We start from the raw sequence: 16,962 nt of genomic DNA, 5'->3' as shown, positions 1-16,962 counted from the left end.
CCGGGCCCCTCAGCCGCGTCGTGGCCGGGCCGCGCACCAGAGGCGGGCGAGCACCAGGACCAGGCACGCGGCCGCCGCCGTCACCAGCCACACCATGAACGTCGGGTAGAGGTAGGCGAGCTGGAGCCACGCGGCGTCGCGCCCCCGGGCGAGCACGCGGTGCACCGGGACGACCGTGGCGCACACCACGAGCGGCGCCAGGTACGGCAGCAGACACCAGCGTCGCCATCCGGTGCGGCGCGTGGCCCACCGCCGGGCGCGCGCCGCGCCCCGCGCCGCGAGCACGACCGTCACCAGGGTCAGCAGGACGAAGAAGACGTCAGTGAGCAGGGACGGCAGCGTCGTGGGGACCGGCGGGGCGTCGCCCTCGATCAGGGCGACCAGGCCGTCCATGAGGGTGTGCGCGTCGGCGTAGGCCATACCGGTGTTGGCCATGACGGCGACGCCGTACCCCGAGTCGGGCATCACAAGCTGGTGCGCGGTGGAGGTGAACAGGTCACCGCCGTGCTCCAGCACGCGGGCGCCGCGCGGGGTCCGGCCGATCATCCAGCCGAGGGCGTACTCCGGGTTGCTCCGGGACGGAGTGCGCATCTCTTCGACGCCTCGCGGGGACAGCGGGCCCGCCTGCTGCGCGATCAGCCACCTGGCCATGTCCGCCGCGGTGCTGAGCACCCCTCCGGAGCCGTTGCCGAACCCGGCGGGCTCCGGCAGCGCGACGGCCCGGCCGAGGACGTACAGGTGGCCGCGCGCGCTCGGCGGCAGGTCGCGGTCGGTGTCGATCGTCCTGCTGTGGCGCATGCCGAGCGGCAGGAACACGTTCTCCCGGAGGTGGTCGGCGAACGGCCGGCCGCCTACCACTTCGACGAGCCGCGCGGCGACCTGGTAGTTGGTGTTGTGGTAGCTGAACGCCGTCCCGGGATCGGTGGCGAGCCGCGCCGTCCTGAGCCGTGCCACCGCGCCCTGGAGGGTTCGCGGCTGCGGCAGGCTCTTCTCGCGGAAGGCCGAGTCGGCCATGCCGGAGGTCTGGTCGAGGAGCTGCCGTACGGTGATCCTCGCGGCCCGCGGGTCGGCCATCGTGAACTCGGGCAGGTAGCGGCGCACCGGCTGGTCGAGAGCGACACGGCCCCGCTCGGCCAGTCGCATGACGGCCAGCGCGGTGAACGACTTGCTGACCGAGGCCATCGCCATAGGGGTGTCGGGGGTGACCGGCTCGCCGGCGGCGGTGCGGCCGTACCCGGCGGCGTGGACCACCGTGGTCCCCTTCGTGATCGCCACCGCGACACCCGGCAGCCCGGTGGCCGCCCGGTACCGCTCGACGTAGGCGTCGACCGACGCGGGCAGCGGCGCGGCGGCCGGCGGCGCGGGGGCGGGCGGGAGGAGGGCCAGGCAGATCGCGGTGACAACGGTTCTGAGCACCCGCCCGACGCTAGTGACCGCCCCTCGCCCGGCGGCATCGCGGCGGCCCTCCGTCTTCGTTACGGGAAACCGCCATGTCCAGGGGTGCGGTGGGGTGCCTAGACTGCGGCCGTGTCCGGTCGGCGTGGTGCGCGCATCCTGGTGGGAGTGCTGGCGGGCGCGGTTCTGGGCGTCGCCGAGCTGCTGTTCCTCTGCGTGGCCTGGCCCGCGCGCCTGATCCCGGTGGCGCGGGCCGCCCTCGACCACGGCGGGGAGCGGCTGCTGGCGTGGGAACGCGCCCGGCTCGCCACCTGGCTGGGGTATCGGACGGACGCGGGCGGCGGGTACGGCTTCCTGGCCGTGCGCGCGATCGTGGGACCCGTGGCGGGCTACGGCGTGATCGCCGGGGTGATCCTGGGCGTGCTGCTCCTGTCCGGCGGGGTGCGCGACCTGCTCACCGGCGGAAGCGAACCCGTGCCGGTCGACTTCCCCGGCGTGAAGCTGGTCAGCAACGTCGGCGTCGTGGGGCTGGTGACCGGGACGTTCGTGCTCGCGCTCACCGCGGCCGGGGTGTTCGCCGCGGGCGCCGCCGACCGCCTGCTCGCCGGCCGGTTCCTCGGGCCGGACGGCAGGGAGCGGATGCGCCGGCGCATCGCCGAGCTGACCGCGACCCGCTCGGACATCGTCCGCGCCGTGGACGACGAGCGGCGGAGGATCGAGCGCGACCTGCACGACGGCGTCCAGCAGCGCGGGCTGGCGCTGGCCATGCTGCTCGGCCGGGCCCGGCACGACGCCGACCCGGCCAGGTCCGCCGGGCTGGTCGCCCAGGCGTACGACGAGTCGCGCCGGCTCCTGGACGAGCTGCGCAGCGTGGCCTGGCGCGTCTACCCGACGGCGCTGGACGAGCTGGGGCTGCGCGACGCGCTCGCGGGCGTCGCCGAGCGGGCCGGCGTACCGGTGACCGTGCGCTACGAGATCGCCGGGCGGCCCGTCTCGGAGATCGAGACCGCCCTGTACTTCGTCGCGCGCGAGGCGATCACCAACGCGATCAAGCACGCGGGCGCGCGTGACATCCTGGTCGTGGTGCGGGAGGACGAGCGGACGGTGCGCGTGGCCGTCACCGACGACGGCGCGGGCGGCGCCGACCCCGCGGGGGGAGGGCTGTCCGGGCTCGCCAGGCGCGTGCGGGCGCTGGACGGTGTGTTCACCGTGGACAGCCCGCCGGGCGGGCCCACCAGGATCGCGGCCACGCTGCCCAAGGAGGCCCCGTGCGGGTGACGCTGGCCGACGACTCGGTGCTGCTGCGCGAGGGGATGACGCGGCTGCTGGCCGACGCCGGGCACGAGGTCGTGGCCGCCGTCGGCGACGGGCGGGCGCTGCTGGACGCGGTCGGCGCGCAGCCGCCCGACGTGGCGGTGATCGACGTGCGCATGCCGCCGGCCTACACAGACGAGGGGCTGCGCGCGGCGCTGGAGATCCGCGGGCGCCACCCCGGCGTCGGGGTGCTCGTGCTGTCGCAGTACGTGGAGAAGACGTACGCGGCCAGGCTGCTCGCGGACGACGCCGGGGGCGTGGGGTACCTGCTCAAGGACCGCGTCTCAGAGGTCGCCGGCTTCCTGGAGGCACTGGAGCGCATCCGCGCGGGCGGCACCGCCGTCGATCCGGAGGTGGTGCGCCGGCTTCTCGCCCACACCACCCGCACCGACCCGCTGGGCAGGCTGAGCCCGCGCGAGACGGAGGTGCTGCGCCACCTCGCCCAGGGCTACGTCAACACGGCGATCGCCGAGCGCCTGCACGTGTCGCTGAGCACCGTCGAGAAGCACGTCGCCTCGCTGCTGGACAAGCTGGAGCTGCCGCGCGACCCCGTCTACAGCCGCAGGGTGCTGGCCGTCCTGCGCTACCTCGGCGACTGACGGCCGCCCGGGCGTCCCGTACGGGGTTCCCGGGCGCGGCGGCCGGCGGAAGTGCGCCGGCCGCCGCCGGACGTGGCGCGTCTCAGTGACCAGGCTCAGTGACCAGGCTCAGTGACCAGGCTCAGGACGGGGCTGTGTGGCAGGGCTCAGGCGTGCGAGCACTCGGACGGCGCGGGCGAGGCGCGGAGGCCGGTGAGCATGTGGCGGATCGGCCTCCGGTCGTTCCTCCGCAGGACCTCCAGCGCGGCCTCGGCGCGCTCCGCCCGGGCCCGCAACCGCTCCACCTCGCTCTTGAGCTCCTCCCTGGTCGAGTACGCCGCCGACGCGCCGGCGGCCACGCGGCGGCGCGCCATCAGCCACTGCTCCTTGTCCTCGCCGCACGCGGTCACGAACGCGACCAGCGTGCCGGTGCGGGGCATCGTGGTGGCGCCGCTGACGATGCCGTGCACGGTGGCGGGGCTGAGGCCGGCGGCCTCGGCCAGGCGCTGGTGACTCCACTTCCCCCGCCGGAACAACGCGCGCAACTGCTGGGACAGCTCCTCCGGGGTCCGGACGCGGCTGGGATCGATCATGTCAACTGCTCCTCACGTCTTTGTGTCCATCGGGAGGCCGGCACGCCGTGCCGTCCGCGGACCCGCTCGGCGGAACGACGCCGCCCGGCCGCCCCCCGACGGCCGGTGGCACGCGCTCTTCCCGCCCCCGTCACCGGCACCGGCGCGACATCGGCCGTGAGCGGCATGAACACCGGCCGGGTCGAACCCGGGCCGCGGTGACGCCCCCTGTGCCGGCGAACTCGATCATGATCTCTGCGACCGAACGGTCCACCAGTTGAAAACTGTACGAATGTCGCCGGGTCGGTTTCCTCCGTCAAATTACTGAATCGTGCCCTGCGGATCCGTCTGCTTGATGGTGGAATTAGGGGGCCATGACAACCGAATTAACAGACAAAGGGCACATGATCGGCCGAGAGGCCGAGCTATGCCAGATACGGGACATGCTGGACAGCGTCCGCACCAGCGGGTCGGCTCTGCTCGTCCACGGCGACGCCGGGATCGGCAAGAGCACGCTCCTGAGCGCCGCCGCCGCGGCCGCCGCGACCAGGGACCTGCGCGTCCTGCGCTGCACCGGCACCAGGACGGAGTCGCAGTTGGCCTTCGCGGGCCTCCACGAGCTCCTCCACCCGGTCCGGGACCGCATCGACGGCCTGCCGCCCCTTCAGGCGTCGGCGTTGCGCGCCGCGCTCGGCCTCGACGACCACTTCTCCCATGACCCGTTCCTCGTCGGGCTCGGCGCACTGGGCCTGCTGGAGGAGGTGGCGCACGAGCGCCCCCTCCTGCTGGTCGTGGAGGACCTGCAGTGGCTCGACCACTCCAGCGTCGAGGTGCTGCGCTTCGTCGCGCGCCGCCTCGCCCTCAGCCCGATCGTGCTGCTGGCCGCCTGCCGGTCCGGCGGCGCCGAGCCGATCCCTGAGCTCGCCGTCCCGCGCCTGCACCTGACGGGCCTCGCGACCGACGACGCCGGCCGGCTGCTCGACCGGCTCGGGCTGCCGCCCACCGGGCCGCTGCGCGGGCACATCCTCGCGGAGGCCCAGGGCAATCCGCTCGCCCTGGTCGAGCTGCCGAAGGCGCTGCACGACCAGGGGTTGCTCGACATGAGCAGCCTGCGGCCCCGGCTGCCCCTGACCGAACGACTCCAGGAGGTCTTCGCCACCCGCGTGTCCGCCACACCGCCGCGCACCCGCCAGATGCTCCTGCTCGCCGCCGCGAACGACGGTTCGTCGCTCACCGAGCTGCTCACGGCCGCGGCCATCCGCGGGCTCGGCGTGGAGGACCTGGCCCCGGCGGAGCAGGAGGGGCTCGTGCTCTGCGCCGACGACACCATCGCGTTCCGGCATCCGCTGGTGCAGTCCGCCGTCTACACCACCGCCACGCTCGCGGAGCGGATGGGCGCGCATCGCACGCTCGCCGACGTCCTCGCCGACGACGTGACCCGGTCGGTCTGGCACCGCGCCGCCGCCACGGCGGGCCGCGACGAGCAGGTGGCCGCGGCCCTGCAGGCGGTCGCCGAGAGCGCGAGCGCGCGGGGCGGCACCCGCACGGCCGTCCACGCCTTCGAGCGGGCCGCCCGGCTGTCGCCGTCGTCGGAGCGCCGGGCGCGGCGGCTCACCCTGGCCGTCGAGGCGGCGCAGCAGGCGGGGCTGACCTCGGCGATGCACGGCTTCATCGACGAGGCGCGCGCGCTCACCGACGAGCCCGTGCTCACCGCCCGGCTGCTGTTCGCCGAGGCGATCGAGGCGATGATCCGCGGGACGTCCACCGTCGACCTGTCGGAACTGGTGACCGTGGCGCGCCGGGTCGCCGCGAGCGATCCCACCCTGGCCGCCTACCTGGTGGGGTGCGCGGTCGCCGAGTGCTACCAGAGCGCGAGCCCTCCGGCGGCACGGCGTGAGGTCGCCGCCGCCATCGACGCGCTCGGCCACCCGCCCGACCATCCGGTGCGGGTGGTCAACCTGAGCATGCTCATGCCCCGGGAACACCTGCACATGGCGCCGGCCATCGCCGCCTTGGTCGAGCAGGCCCCGCCGGACGTGCTGCTGCTGATGGGGCTGGCCAACGCCGCCGAGGCCCTGCAGATGCTCCCGACGGCGGAGGCCGCGTGGCGCGAGGTCGTCGCGGTGTCCCGGCGCGCCGGAGCGACCGGCCAGCTCACGATCGCACTGAACCGCGTGGCGCGGGGGCACGTCGTCGCCGGGCGGCTCCGGGCGGCGAAGGTCGTCCTGGAGGAGGCGTCGCGGCTGGCCCTGGAGTCGGACGTGGCGTTCCAGGGCGGCATCAGCGCCGTGCTTCATGCGGAGGTCTGGGCGATGCGCGGCGATGTGGAGCGCGCCGCCGCCTCGCTCGACCGCGCGAAGCAGCTGCTCGGCATCACCGTGCCCGCCTTCATCCGCGCCGAGATCCGCCGCGCCGAAGGCTTCGCCGCGCTCGCCGGCGGACGCCACCGGGAGGCGTTCGACGCCTTCGCCGAGCTCGCCACGCCCGGGTCGCCGTCCGCGGACGGGATCACCGAGATGTGGGCGGTCGCCGACCTGGCCGAGGCCGCGGTGCGCGCGAACATGGCCGACGCGGCCCGGGAGCTGATCGCCGCCGTCTCCCCCGACCCCGGCGTGTACGACTCCTCTTACCTCCGCATCAGGTTCCACCGGGCCGACGCCCTGCTGGCCGTGGACGGCGACGCGGCGACCGCGTCCTTCGAGCGGGCCCTGGCCGAGCCGGGCCTGGCCGAGTGGCCGCTGGAGGAGGCCAGAACCCGGCTGGTCTACGGGGAGTGGCTGCGCCGGCACCGCCGCGTCAGCGCGGGGCGCGCCGAGCTGCAGCGCGCTCTGGATCTGTTCGAGGGCCAGTGCGCCGGGCCGTGGGCGCAGCAGGCGCGTGCGGAGCTGCGGGGCGCGGGAGTGGGAGCGCGGCGCAGGGCGGACGAGGGCCTGGTGCGGCTGACCCCGCAGGAGTACCAGATCGCGCAGCTCGCCGCGGCGGGGCTGTCCAACCGGGACATCGCCGACCAGATGTTCCTGTCCCACCGCACGGTGGCCTCCCACCTCTACAAGGTCTTCCCGAAGCTCGGCGTGACCACCCGCGGCCAGTTACGCGACGCGCTCGACAAGGCGATCACCGACTGAGCGCGCCGGGAAAGGTTCCGGCGGGATGTGGCGGCGGGGCTCGCGCCTCCGGTGAGACCGGGACGGCGGCCGGCCCCGCCGCGCGCCCGAACCGGCCGCGGCCCGCGTTCATGGCGTTCGGCTGTCACAAAAGTGCGAAACTCAAACTATTGACAAAATGCCGTATCGGTCCGGCGGCCTGATCGTGCGGGGAGGGCATATCGCTTAAGCACTTTGAAGATCGAGAGGATAATCGTGGCAAAAAGGACATTGTTCGTCAGAGCCCTCTTGCTTCCGGACCGCCCGATACGAATGGCGAGCGCGGTGGCCTGCGCCTTGCTCCTGCTCCTCCCCGCCGCGGCCGTCGCTGCCGCCGGCGGCCCGGCCGCGCGGAACGGGCATGACGGCCCGCGGGTGAGCGCACGGGGAGACGCGCACCTGCGCGCCCACCGCAGGCTGGCGATCAGGCCGCCGCGGGCGTTCCGGCTCAGGCGCGAGGACCCCGAAGCCACGGTGATCGCCGGCAACCAGGGCATCTACACGCTGAGCGTCTCCAACGCCGGACCCGCCGACGCCACGAACGTGGTCGTGACCGACACCCTGGACCCCCGCCTGGAGATCGTCCAACCGCTGCCCGCCGGATGCTCGGCCGCTGGCCAGGTGGTCACGTGCACCCTGGCCTCCCTCGCCGCGGGCGCCACGCGGAACTGGGACATCACGGTGAGGGTGCGGCCGGACACCCCGGCGGGCACCGTCATCCCGAACGTGTCCGGCGTCACGTCCGACACCTCGACCCCCAAGGAGAGCAACAACGCCAACATCGTCGTCGCCCGCCGGTCCGACCTGGCGATCGGCAAGACGGCCGGCACGCTCAACGCGGGCGCCGGGGGAACCTACACCCTCACCGTCACCAACAACGGGCCGTCCGACGACACGGGGGTCACCATCACCGACACCCTGCCCGCCGGCGTGGCGTTCGTCTCCAGCACGCCGTCGATCTGCGCCGCCACAGGCAACGTGGTGACCTGCCAGGTCGGCGACCTCGCCGCGAACGCCACCACGAGCGTCACGCTCACCGTGGCCGTCGACACGGACGTGACCGGGCCGGTGACCAACACCGCGAACGTCACGGGCGACAACCCCGATCCGGTCCCGGACAACGACAGCGTCACGATCGAGACGCCCATCACCAGGGTCTCGGACCTGACGATCACCAAGTCGGTGCGCGCGGCGTGATCTCCTGCTGCCGGTGAGGCGCTCGCCGTCCCGCCAGGGCGGGGCGGCGGGCACCGGCCCCCGGACGGCCGGAGGCGGGCACCGGCCACGAGGACGCCGCCCGGGACGTCCGCGCGTGTCATCCGCCTCGGGGCTCGCGCCTGCGGCGGACGGCCCACAGCACGGCCAGCCCCGCGACGAGCAGCAGTGACGCCAGCGCCGGCGGCCAGACGAGCGCTCCGGTGAACGGCAGGCCCCCGGAGGCGTCCGGGCCGCCGGCCGGCGTCGCCCGCGTCCGCGGGGACGGCTTCGCGGGCGACTTCGGGGACGGCTCCGAGCCGGGGCCGGCGGTGCCGCCCGCCGTGCCGGGCTCGGCCACCGTGATCGTCTTGGCGCTCGTCTCCACGGTGGCTCCGGAGGAGGCCGCCTCCGCCGTGGACCGTGCGGTGGCGGGACGGTTGACCACGGTGATCCGGGCGTGCGCGGTGTTGTTCGAGAGGCGGGCCTCCGGGGTCGGAGTGGAGACCTTCGCCACGTTGTGCAGCACGTAGCCGTCAGGGGTGTCGGGCGCGACCCGCCCTCTCCATTCGAAGGTGACCGACTCGCCGACGTCCAGCCGTCCGAGACCGCACGTCAGCGTCCCCGCCCGGTAGCCGCAGGAGGACGGCGTGGCCGAGCGGAACTCCAGCCGCTCGTCGATCGGATCGCGCACGACGACCTCGCGCGCCGGCGCGGGCCCGTCGTTGCGGACGGTCAGGGTGTACACCACCTCATGCCCGGCCCGCACGGTGTCGCCCGGCGGGGTGGCGGCTCCGGCGGGGTCCGGGAGGCACGCCAGCGATGCCGCGACCATCGCCCACCCGGTGTCCGATCTCTTCACGTAGCAGCCGTTCAGGTCGTTGACCAGCGAGAACACGGAGGGCCTCAGAATTTATACACCGGCACCCCCCGCCATGGCCCCACGCCACGCCCGGTGGCGCACCGTTCCCCGCCCGCGGGCACGGCCGGTCAGCCCCCGGGCGTGATCCCCTTGGTGATCGACAGCTCGGCCGTGGCCGCGGCGCATCCGGCGGGCGGCACGGCCGGGTCGGGGGCGGGCACCACCGCCCGCACCACGTTGGTCACCGTGCCGGTCACCACGTCGAAGATCTGGTTCCCGGTCCGCGTGGTGTCGTAGAAGGTGATGAGCGGATTTCCGATCACACTGCCCCGCACCGTCGTCGTGCCGGTGAAGCGGTAGCCGCCCGCGCCGGTCGTCAGGCCGGCGGAGGTGACGAGGAAGTCGCTGCCGCTGGTCACCGACGTCGCGGTACCGGCGTACCGCCCGGAGATGTACAGGCCCATCCTGCTCACGGTGCCGCCGGTGGCCACGATCACCCCTTCGTTGTCCGTCGAGCCCTCGGAGGAGTAGCCGAACAGGAAGTCGGCCCAGCACCGGTTGACGAAGGTGCCCGACGTCGTGGCGCCCCCCTCCACCGTGACGTGGCCGGTGTTCGTGGTGGTGGCCCCGTTCTGGAACGCGCCGAGGGTCGCCTCGCCGGTGTTGGTGAACGTGCTCTGCTCGGCCAGGGTGAGCGAACCGGTCAGGTTCATCGTCCCGTCGTTGGTCAGGCTCGACGTGCCGAGCAGCGACTGGGAGCCGATGCCCTCCCACGTGGCCCCCTTGTGGTTGATCAGCATGGCGTCCGAGGAGGTCTGCAGGACGGCGCCGAACGACACGGCGCCCTCGTTGTCCAGCAGGAATCCGGGAATGAGGGCCAGGAACGTGTCCACGGCGAGCCTGCCGCGCACGTAGATCGAGCCGACCGGGTTGTCGAAGGTGCTCACCGTCCACGTCGCCCCCGGCGCGAGACAGGCGACGCCGCCGCCGGTCAGCACCGCCGCCGCGCTGGTGTAGGCGCCCGACGCGAAGAGCACGACCTCTCCGGCCCGGATCGGCGGGGCGGTGCCGCCGCCGGTGAGCGTCCTGGTGGGGGCGGCGCACGCCGTGTCGTAGCCGTCGGCGGCGGCTCGCGCCACGGGCCCTGGTACGCCGCCCAGCGTCACGAACAGCACACATGCCCCGGTGACCACGTCGCGCACACCCTTCACCATGACTGCTTTATCGTCACGGCGGTCCCGTGGTAATCACCACGTCTCCCCAGTTCAACGGCCACGGCCAGGACTTCGCGGCCCGGTGTCGCGGCGAGGGGCCGGAGCGTGGAGGATAGATCCCCATGACGGCGATCATGCGGCGTTACGCCGGGCCCGCGGACCTGCGGGCGATGCAGGAGCTGACCGGGCGGGTGTGGTCGCCGGCGAGCCCGCAGCACGTCGGCGACCTGGCCTGGGGACGGTTCATGTACACCCCCGAGGTCGCCGACTGGCCGATCGCGCTGTGGGAGGACGGCGGGCGCGTGGTGGGGTGGGCGTGGGCGAACCTGCCCGGCGACCTTCGGTTGGAGGTGGACCCGGCGCGGCCGGAGCTGCTCGGCGAGGTGCTCGCCTGGTTCGACGAGCAGGCCGGCGGCGGCGTCCGGACGGTGACCCCGCTGGACAACCAGGCGGACGTCCGCGCCGCTCTGACGCGGCACGGGTACGAGCTCCAGGAGGGCGGGCCCTGTTTCGCCCCGCACGCCCGTTCGCTGCGCGGCCTGCCCGAGCCCGTGCTGCCGGAGGGGTACACCGCGCGGCCGGTGCGCGGCGCGGAGGACCTGGAGAGGCGCGTCGCGGCGCACCGGAACGCGTGGAACTCCAGCCGCGTGACGACGGAGTCCTATCGCGCGGTCATGGCCGCCTGGCCGTACCGGCCCGGCCTGGACTGGGTGGTGGAGGCGCCGGACGGGGAGTTCGTGGCGAACTGTCATGTCTGGTACGACGACGGCACGCGGGTGGGCCTCATCGAGCCCGTGGGCACGGTGCCGTCGCACCGCCGTCGCGGCCTGTCCCGCGCGGTGTGCCTGGCCGCGCTGCGCGCGCTGCGGGACGCGGGCGGCGGCATGGCCGTCGTCTCGCCCCGCGGGGACGAGGCGTACCCGGTGCCCCAGATGCTCTACCGGTCCCTCGGCTTCCGCCCCTACGCGCGAACCCTCACCTACGTCAGGACAGGCTCCCCATAGGAGGCGGCGGGAGCGCGGTCGCAGGTCAGGCCGGACGGCCGGTCGCCGGAGACGGGCCGGCGGAGACCGGGGGGCGGGCGGCGTGGACCTCGGCGGCGAGGCGGGGGGCGGACGAGGCCACCGAGCGGGTGGCGGCCTCGACGGTGTCGCCGACGCCGACCATCAGCGTGACGAGCTGGGCCTCGAAGACGCGGTCGGCGTCGCAGGGCGCGATGAGGTAGTCGCCGAGCTCCAGGGTGACCAGGCCGTGGATGGCGGTCCAGAGCTGGTTGGCGACCAGCTCGGCGTCCCCGGTGCGGAAGCGGCCGGCCTCGATGCAGCGCATCGCGCACTCGACGACGGTGCTGAGCGTGTAGCGGCCGTACTGACGGTCCTCCGCGGACAGGGAGAAGCCGCCGAGGGACGCGCCGCCGAACATGACCGCGTACAGGTGCGGGTTGGCGACCGCGTTGTGCCGGTAGGCGCGGCCGAACAGCGTCATGTCGGCGACGGGGTCGTCCGTGCGGCCGACGTGGGCGAAGTAGGTCTCGAGCCGGGCGAAGCCTTCGTACACCATCTCGCGCACGAGGCCGCTCATGCCGCCGAAGTGGGTGTACACCGCCATGGTCGAGCTTCCGGCCTCGGCGGCGATGCGGCGCGCGGACAGGGCCTCGGGGCCCTCGCCGGCCAGCAGCCGGGCGGCGATGTCGACCAGGGCCGACCGGTTCTGCTCTTTCGATCGTCGTGGGCTCACCTTGACAGTATGGCATAACGGCGTTATTTTTTTCCATAACAGCGTTATGCCAACGCGTCCGGCCCACCGGTCCGAGAAGAGAGGTGCCCGATCATGACAGTGACCGAGCGCTCCATGGCGATCACCCCTGTCACGGCCCCCGCTTTCCCGGGCCGCGACGAGCCGCTGCGCGTCGACGGCGTCATCCCCGCCGAACTGGACGGCGCGTTCGTGCGGTCCGGTCCGCATCCCGGCGGGGACGGCGGGAGCGCCCTGGTGTCGGGCGTGCGCCTCTCCGGCGGCGCCGCCCAGTGGCTCAGGGTCTCCGGCGAGGGCGTGCCGTCCCGTCCGCCCGCCGCGTGGCGCGGCACGGACGGGCGGGACGGCACGGTGAGCGCCGCCCCGGCGGTCCGCGACCGCATCACCGGCGAGTGGCACACGGTGGCCACCCGCCCGGGCCGCGACCACGCCGAGCACGTGGTCATCGGCGCCGACGGCCGCGTCCGCGCCGCGCGGTCCTTCCCGCTCGCCGGCGCTCCCCTGATGACCGCGGTGGCGCTGACCGACCGGTACGTCGTCGTGTTCGACCTCCCCGTCGTCTACGATCACGCGGCGGCCCTGGTGGGCGCCCGCTCCCCCTACCGTGCCCGGCCGGAGCGGCCCGCCCGCCTCGGCCTGCTGCCCCGGACGGGCGGGGAGGCGCGCTGGTTCACGATCGAGGCGTGCCGGGTGACGCAGGTGGTGAACGCCTACGACGACGGCCCCCGCGTCGTCGTGGACGCCGTGCGCCACGACCTCTCCGAGACCGCTCCCGCCGGCTCCCCCACCGGGTCCGCGGTGCGCCGGTGGACGCTCGACGCCGTGACCGGCGACGTCACCGAGCGCACGCTCGCCGAGGGGCTCGTCCACGGCGCGGTGGACGGCCGCCTGGACGGCCGCCGGCACCAGATGGTGTTCGGCGTGACCGCCGGCGGGCGGGCGCTCGCCGGGCACGACCTGGCGGCGGGCGGCGGGCGGGCGCGGGAGCTGGCGCCGGGCTGGACGGCGGACCGTCCGGTGTTCGCGCCGCGCGGCGCCGGCGAGGGCAACGGCTGGCTCCTCGTGCTCGCCACCGACGCCGCGCACGGGCGCGCCGCGCTGCTGATCCTGGACGCGCTGAACCTGGGCGGACGGCCGCAGGCCGTGGTCCACCTGCCGGTGGCGCCGCCGCCGGCCGACCAGGCCGCCTGGGTCACCGCCCCGCCGTCCGCCCGCGGGCTGGTCTCCCGGAACATGAGCACTCCGGCCGCCTGAACCCGCGACCAGAAAAGGCCCGGCGGTCATGCCGGAGGGGGCGGCGGTCCCGTCAGACGGCGTCGACCACGCCGATGACCGGCCGCACCTCCATCGCGCCGAACTCGGCGTCCGGCCAGCGCAGCGCGATCTCCGCGGCGCGCTCGGGCGTGGCGCAGTCGACCACCAGGTAGCCGGCGAGCTGCTCCTTGGCCTCGGCGTACGGCCCGTCGGTCGTCGCGGGCACGCCACCGCGCACCCGCACCGTCCTGGCCTCGCCGGCCGCGGCGAGGGCGGCCCCGCCGACCCACTCGCCCGTCCCCCGCAGCTCCTGGATGATGGCGTCCACCCTTCCCATGACGCCGTCGCGCTCGGCGTCGGACATGGCCGCCAGGGTGGCGGGGTTGTTGTAGATCATCAGGATGTATTTCATGGGTGCATCCTGCCTGGTCCGCGTGCGCGCCGTGGCGGGCACGCGGACCAGCGCGCCGGGCCGGTCAGGCGGGCCGGGCGGGTGACGCGGGTCAGGCGTAGGCGCGGGCCGCCCAGGCCGCCCACGCGTCGCGGGCCGCGTCGCCGTCGACGCCGTCGGCGAAGCAGTGCTGCTCGACGACGACCGTGTCGCGGTAGCCGCACATGAACGTGTACAGCGAATCGCCGGTGCACACGCTCGGGATGGTCGGGTAGTCGGTGCTGACGATGACGCCGTCGGCCGGGGCCACCCCGTCGACCGCGATGCGCACGCGGGTGCCGGGCGTGAGCTCGCCGGTGACGCCGAGCGCGCTCCTGAAGCCGTCCCACAGGCGGGCGTGGTCGGGAACCCGCGGGCCCGGCACCAGGAAGCTGAACCGCGACGTCCGCCCCGGGAAGTGGCGGAGGTAGGCGGCGAGCTTCTTGAGGTAGTGGCCGTCGCCCTTCTTCAGCGCCTCGTACTGGGCCTCCCAGTCGTCGCCGAGGAAGCCGTTGTGCACCATGCGCAGCACGGTGCTGCCGCCCTCGCGTCCCTCGATGAGGTACTCGAAGGCCATGAAGGTGCCATCGGGGTTCTTGTCGCTCTCGTAGGCGAAGCGGCGGCCCGGCTCCCAGCCGGTGACGGTGGCCGTGGAGGTCTGTCCCATCACCTCGTGGGTCAGCGTGCCGCCCTCGGCCTGCTCGATCCGGTTGCGGCCCATGAACCAGGAGTCGACGCCGGGGCCGGTGGCGATCGCCTCCCAGACTTCCTCGGGTGTCGCGTCGAGCGCGATCTCTTCGCGCACCTCGAACTCGTGCATCGTCACGTCTCCTGCGTCGTGGGTCGGTCCGCCTCCGCGGCGGCGGAGGGCACGGCGGGATGGACGGCGACGACGACCCGGTGGTCGCGCCCGCCCTCCGCGCCCTCGTGGTGGTACTTGCCGACCAGGGCCGTCACCGCCGCGGCGAGCTCCTGGGCGAAGGCGGCGCGGTCGGCGGCCGAGGCGAAGCGGATCTCGCCGTCGATGGCGAACGTCGCGAGCGGCTTGCGCGCCCGGGCGGCGCCGGTGATGAGCGTGCCCACATCGCGCACCAGCTTGGCGGCGAGGGCCAGCAGCCACCGCGCGGAGAGCTGGTCGGGCGAGCGGGACGGGTCGGGGGCGACCGCGTCCAGCGCGACGGGCGAGATCACGTACGAGGCCGCGGTGGCGCGCATCACGCGCTCGGTGACGTTGCCCTTGCGGCGCTCCTCGACCAGCTCGACCAGGCCGTGCCGCTCCAGGGCCTTGAGGTGGTAGTTCACCTTCTGCCGCGGGAGACCCACCTTGGCCGCCAGCATGGTGGCCGAGGCCGGTTCCGAGAGCTCGGACAGCAGGCGCGCCCGCACAGGGTCCAGGGACACCTCGGCCGCGGCCGGGTCCTCGATCACCGCCACATCCAGCATGGGCCAACCCTGCCATCCGACAATCTTCCTTGTCAAGGCGACTGGAATCGTCGGAGCGTGGGCGGGGGTGAGGTGACGGCGAGGCCATCCTCAGGGACGGCGGCACTCGGCGTCCAATATCGGCCACACCCCCCTGTTTCCCGACAAATCAGTGATACAGATCAGGGGCCGAGGGATCTCTCCTTACTCTGTGGGGATAAACATGCAGCTAAAACGGCTTTTTGTCATGCTCGTCGGCTTATGCACGGCCCTGCTGAGCGCCATCGTGACGACCGCGCCCCCCGCCGCCGCCTCCGCGGACGGCCTGGTCGCGGCGTACGGGTTCGACGGCTCGCCGGGTGACTCGTCGGGGAACGGCAACCACGGAATAACGCTCAGTCCCACTTGGGAGCAGGCCGGCAAGTTCGGCCAGGCGCTGTCGCTCAACGGGTCCCACTCCACCGTCGTCTCGGTCCCGGACAGCCCCTCTCTCAGGGTCTCCGGCGCGTTCACGCTCGAAGCATGGGTGCGGCCGGACGACGTCGAGGGATGGCGGACGATCCTGCTCAAGCAACGATCGGGCGGCCTGTCCTACGCGCTCTACGCCCACAGCTCATGGTTCGTGAGCGACGGGGAGAACAGCGTCACCGACGAGGACCGGCTGCCGGTGGACACCTGGTCGCACGTCGCCTCGACCTACGACGGCGAGGACCTGCGGTTCTACGTGAACGGCACGCTGATCGCCTCCTCGCCCGCCGCGGGCTCGGTGACCTACGGCAACGGCGAGCTCAGCATCGGCGGCAACTGGGTCTGGGGTGAGTACTTCACCGGCCTCCTCGACGAACTGCGGATCTACGACGTGGCCCTGACGGCGGCACAGATCCAGAGCGACATGACGACTCCGATCAACGAGGAGACCGGCCCGGACGACCCGCCCTCCGCGCCCGGCACGCTCACCGTGACGGGAGCGGACTCGGCGACGCTCCAGTGGGGCGCGGCGAGCGACGACCACGGCGTGGCGTCCTACGAGGTGCACCGCTCCGTCTGGCGGGACTTCGTTCCGCGCGCGAACACCCGTGTCGCCCTGGTCACCGGCACCACCTACACCGAACTCCTGGCGGTGGGCACCCACTACTACCGGGTCGTGCCCAGGGACACCACCGGGAAGGCGGGCCCGCCCTCCAACCAGGCCATCTTCACCCGGTCCCAGCAGGGCCTGGCCGCGGCCTACGGGCTCAACGACCACATGTTCGACGCGTCGGGGCACGACAACTCCGGGCAGCTGTACTACTGCGACTTCACGGACACGGGCCGGTTCGGGCAGTCCATAGCGTTCGACGGGACGAACTCCCTCTTCTCGACCTGGGACAACCCCTTCGTCAGGACCACCGACGCGTTCACGCTCGAAGCGTGGGTGCGGCCGTCCGAGCTGTCGGGGTCGCGCCCGATCATTACGAAGGCACGCGCGAACGGGCAGTCCTACGCGCTCTACACCGACGGCGCGCGGTTCACGAGCGACACCGAGAAGAGCGTCGCCAGCCCGGTCACGCTGCCGCTCGACACCTGGTCGCACGTCGCCGCCACCTATGACGGCGCGACGCTCCGCTTCTACGTCAACGGCGAGGAGGTCGCCTCGGCGCCGGCCTCCGGGAAACCGATCTTCGACAGCGGCCTCTTCAGGGTCGGCGGCGACCCGGTCCGGAACGAGCACTTCGCCGGTCTCATCGACGAGGTCCGCGTCTACAACATCGCCCTCACCCCGGCGCGCGTCCAGAGCGACATGACCATCCCGCTGGCCTAGAAGAGAACTCCCGGGCGGCGCACCCGCC

Annotated in this window: 15 protein-coding genes; 7 read left to right on the top strand and 8 right to left on the bottom strand. The window is 73.6% G+C overall.

What is annotated here, in order from left to right:
* Window positions 1–9: 9 nt before the first annotated feature.
* The gene (locus tag BJ982_RS26085) at window positions 10–1,416 is read right to left on the bottom strand and encodes a serine hydrolase domain-containing protein (RefSeq protein WP_184884284.1); all 1,407 of its coding nucleotides are present in this window, start codon (window positions 1,414–1,416) and stop codon (window positions 10–12) included.
* Window positions 1,417–1,527: 111 nt separating this feature from the next.
* Here BJ982_RS26085 and BJ982_RS40580 point away from each other — a divergent pair, with 111 nt between their 5' ends.
* Together BJ982_RS40580 and BJ982_RS26075 are read left to right on the top strand one after the other, a co-directional pair.
* A complete protein-coding gene (locus tag BJ982_RS40580) occupies window positions 1,528–2,673 on the top strand; it encodes a sensor histidine kinase (RefSeq protein WP_184884282.1) in 1,146 nt (381 codons plus the stop codon).
* Entirely contained in the window at window positions 2,664–3,308 is a 645-nt protein-coding gene (locus BJ982_RS26075) for a response regulator (RefSeq protein WP_184884280.1), read from the top strand. Before BJ982_RS40580 ends, BJ982_RS26075 begins: the two co-directional genes overlap by 10 nt.
* A gap of 146 nt (window positions 3,309–3,454) precedes the next feature.
* Here BJ982_RS26075 and BJ982_RS26070 read toward each other — a convergent pair whose 3' ends face one another.
* Window positions 3,455–3,880: a helix-turn-helix domain-containing protein gene (locus BJ982_RS26070; protein WP_184884279.1), complete on the bottom strand. Its 426-nt coding sequence runs from the start codon at window positions 3,878–3,880 to the stop codon at window positions 3,455–3,457.
* A gap of 383 nt (window positions 3,881–4,263) precedes the next feature.
* Here BJ982_RS26070 and BJ982_RS26065 point away from each other — a divergent pair, with 383 nt between their 5' ends.
* Window positions 4,264–6,984, top strand: coding sequence for an ATP-binding protein (locus BJ982_RS26065; protein WP_184884277.1), 2,721 nt, complete (start codon window positions 4,264–4,266; stop codon window positions 6,982–6,984).
* Between the two features lie 393 nt (window positions 6,985–7,377).
* Window positions 7,378–8,199 carry a DUF11 domain-containing protein gene (locus BJ982_RS26060; RefSeq protein ID WP_184884275.1) on the top strand — a complete coding sequence of 274 codons (822 nt, stop codon included), beginning with the start codon at window positions 7,378–7,380 and terminating at the stop codon, window positions 8,197–8,199.
* A gap of 118 nt (window positions 8,200–8,317) precedes the next feature.
* On the opposite strand, the gene BJ982_RS26055 is transcribed toward BJ982_RS26060, so the two are convergent.
* Together BJ982_RS26055 and BJ982_RS26050 are read right to left on the bottom strand one after the other, a co-directional pair.
* Window positions 8,318–9,094 carry a DUF11 domain-containing protein gene (locus BJ982_RS26055; protein WP_184884273.1) on the bottom strand — a complete coding sequence of 259 codons (777 nt, stop codon included), beginning with the start codon at window positions 9,092–9,094 and terminating at the stop codon, window positions 8,318–8,320.
* A gap of 92 nt (window positions 9,095–9,186) precedes the next feature.
* Window positions 9,187–10,272: a hypothetical protein gene (locus tag BJ982_RS26050; RefSeq protein WP_184884271.1), complete on the bottom strand. Its 1,086-nt coding sequence runs from the start codon at window positions 10,270–10,272 to the stop codon at window positions 9,187–9,189.
* A gap of 122 nt (window positions 10,273–10,394) precedes the next feature.
* Here BJ982_RS26050 and BJ982_RS26045 point away from each other — a divergent pair, with 122 nt between their 5' ends.
* A complete protein-coding gene (locus BJ982_RS26045) occupies window positions 10,395–11,276 on the top strand; it encodes a GNAT family N-acetyltransferase (RefSeq protein ID WP_184884269.1) in 882 nt (293 codons plus the stop codon).
* 25 nt (window positions 11,277–11,301) lie between these two features.
* Here the strand turns inward: BJ982_RS26045 and BJ982_RS26040 are convergent, their stop codons facing one another.
* Window positions 11,302–12,009, bottom strand: coding sequence for a TetR/AcrR family transcriptional regulator (locus BJ982_RS26040; protein ID WP_184884267.1), 708 nt, complete (start codon window positions 12,007–12,009; stop codon window positions 11,302–11,304).
* Between the two features lie 93 nt (window positions 12,010–12,102).
* On the opposite strand from BJ982_RS26040, the gene BJ982_RS26035 reads away from it, so the two are divergent.
* Window positions 12,103–13,281 carry a carotenoid oxygenase family protein gene (locus BJ982_RS26035; RefSeq protein WP_184884265.1) on the top strand — a complete coding sequence of 393 codons (1,179 nt, stop codon included), beginning with the start codon at window positions 12,103–12,105 and terminating at the stop codon, window positions 13,279–13,281.
* Between the two features lie 52 nt (window positions 13,282–13,333).
* On the opposite strand, the gene BJ982_RS26030 is transcribed toward BJ982_RS26035, so the two are convergent.
* The 3 genes from BJ982_RS26030 to BJ982_RS26020 form a co-directional block, all read right to left on the bottom strand.
* A complete protein-coding gene (locus BJ982_RS26030; protein WP_184884263.1) occupies window positions 13,334–13,693 on the bottom strand; it encodes a YciI family protein in 360 nt (119 codons plus the stop codon).
* A gap of 91 nt (window positions 13,694–13,784) precedes the next feature.
* Window positions 13,785–14,531, bottom strand: a complete 747-nt coding sequence (locus BJ982_RS26025; protein ID WP_184884261.1) for an SRPBCC family protein — start codon at window positions 14,529–14,531, stop codon at window positions 13,785–13,787.
* 2 nt (window positions 14,532–14,533) lie between these two features.
* Window positions 14,534–15,154, bottom strand: a complete 621-nt coding sequence (locus BJ982_RS26020; protein ID WP_184884259.1) for an ArsR/SmtB family transcription factor — start codon at window positions 15,152–15,154, stop codon at window positions 14,534–14,536.
* A gap of 226 nt (window positions 15,155–15,380) precedes the next feature.
* Between BJ982_RS26020 and BJ982_RS26015 the strand changes: the two genes are divergently transcribed.
* Window positions 15,381–16,934 carry a LamG domain-containing protein gene (locus BJ982_RS26015; RefSeq protein WP_184884257.1) on the top strand — a complete coding sequence of 518 codons (1,554 nt, stop codon included), beginning with the start codon at window positions 15,381–15,383 and terminating at the stop codon, window positions 16,932–16,934.
* Window positions 16,935–16,962 lie beyond the last annotated feature (28 nt).

This window comes from Sphaerisporangium siamense (genome assembly GCF_014205275.1).
Classification (GTDB): domain Bacteria; phylum Actinomycetota; class Actinomycetes; order Streptosporangiales; family Streptosporangiaceae; genus Sphaerisporangium; species Sphaerisporangium siamense.
The sequence above is the reverse complement of the archived record's forward strand: the minus strand, read 5'-3'. Positions and strand labels throughout refer to the sequence as shown.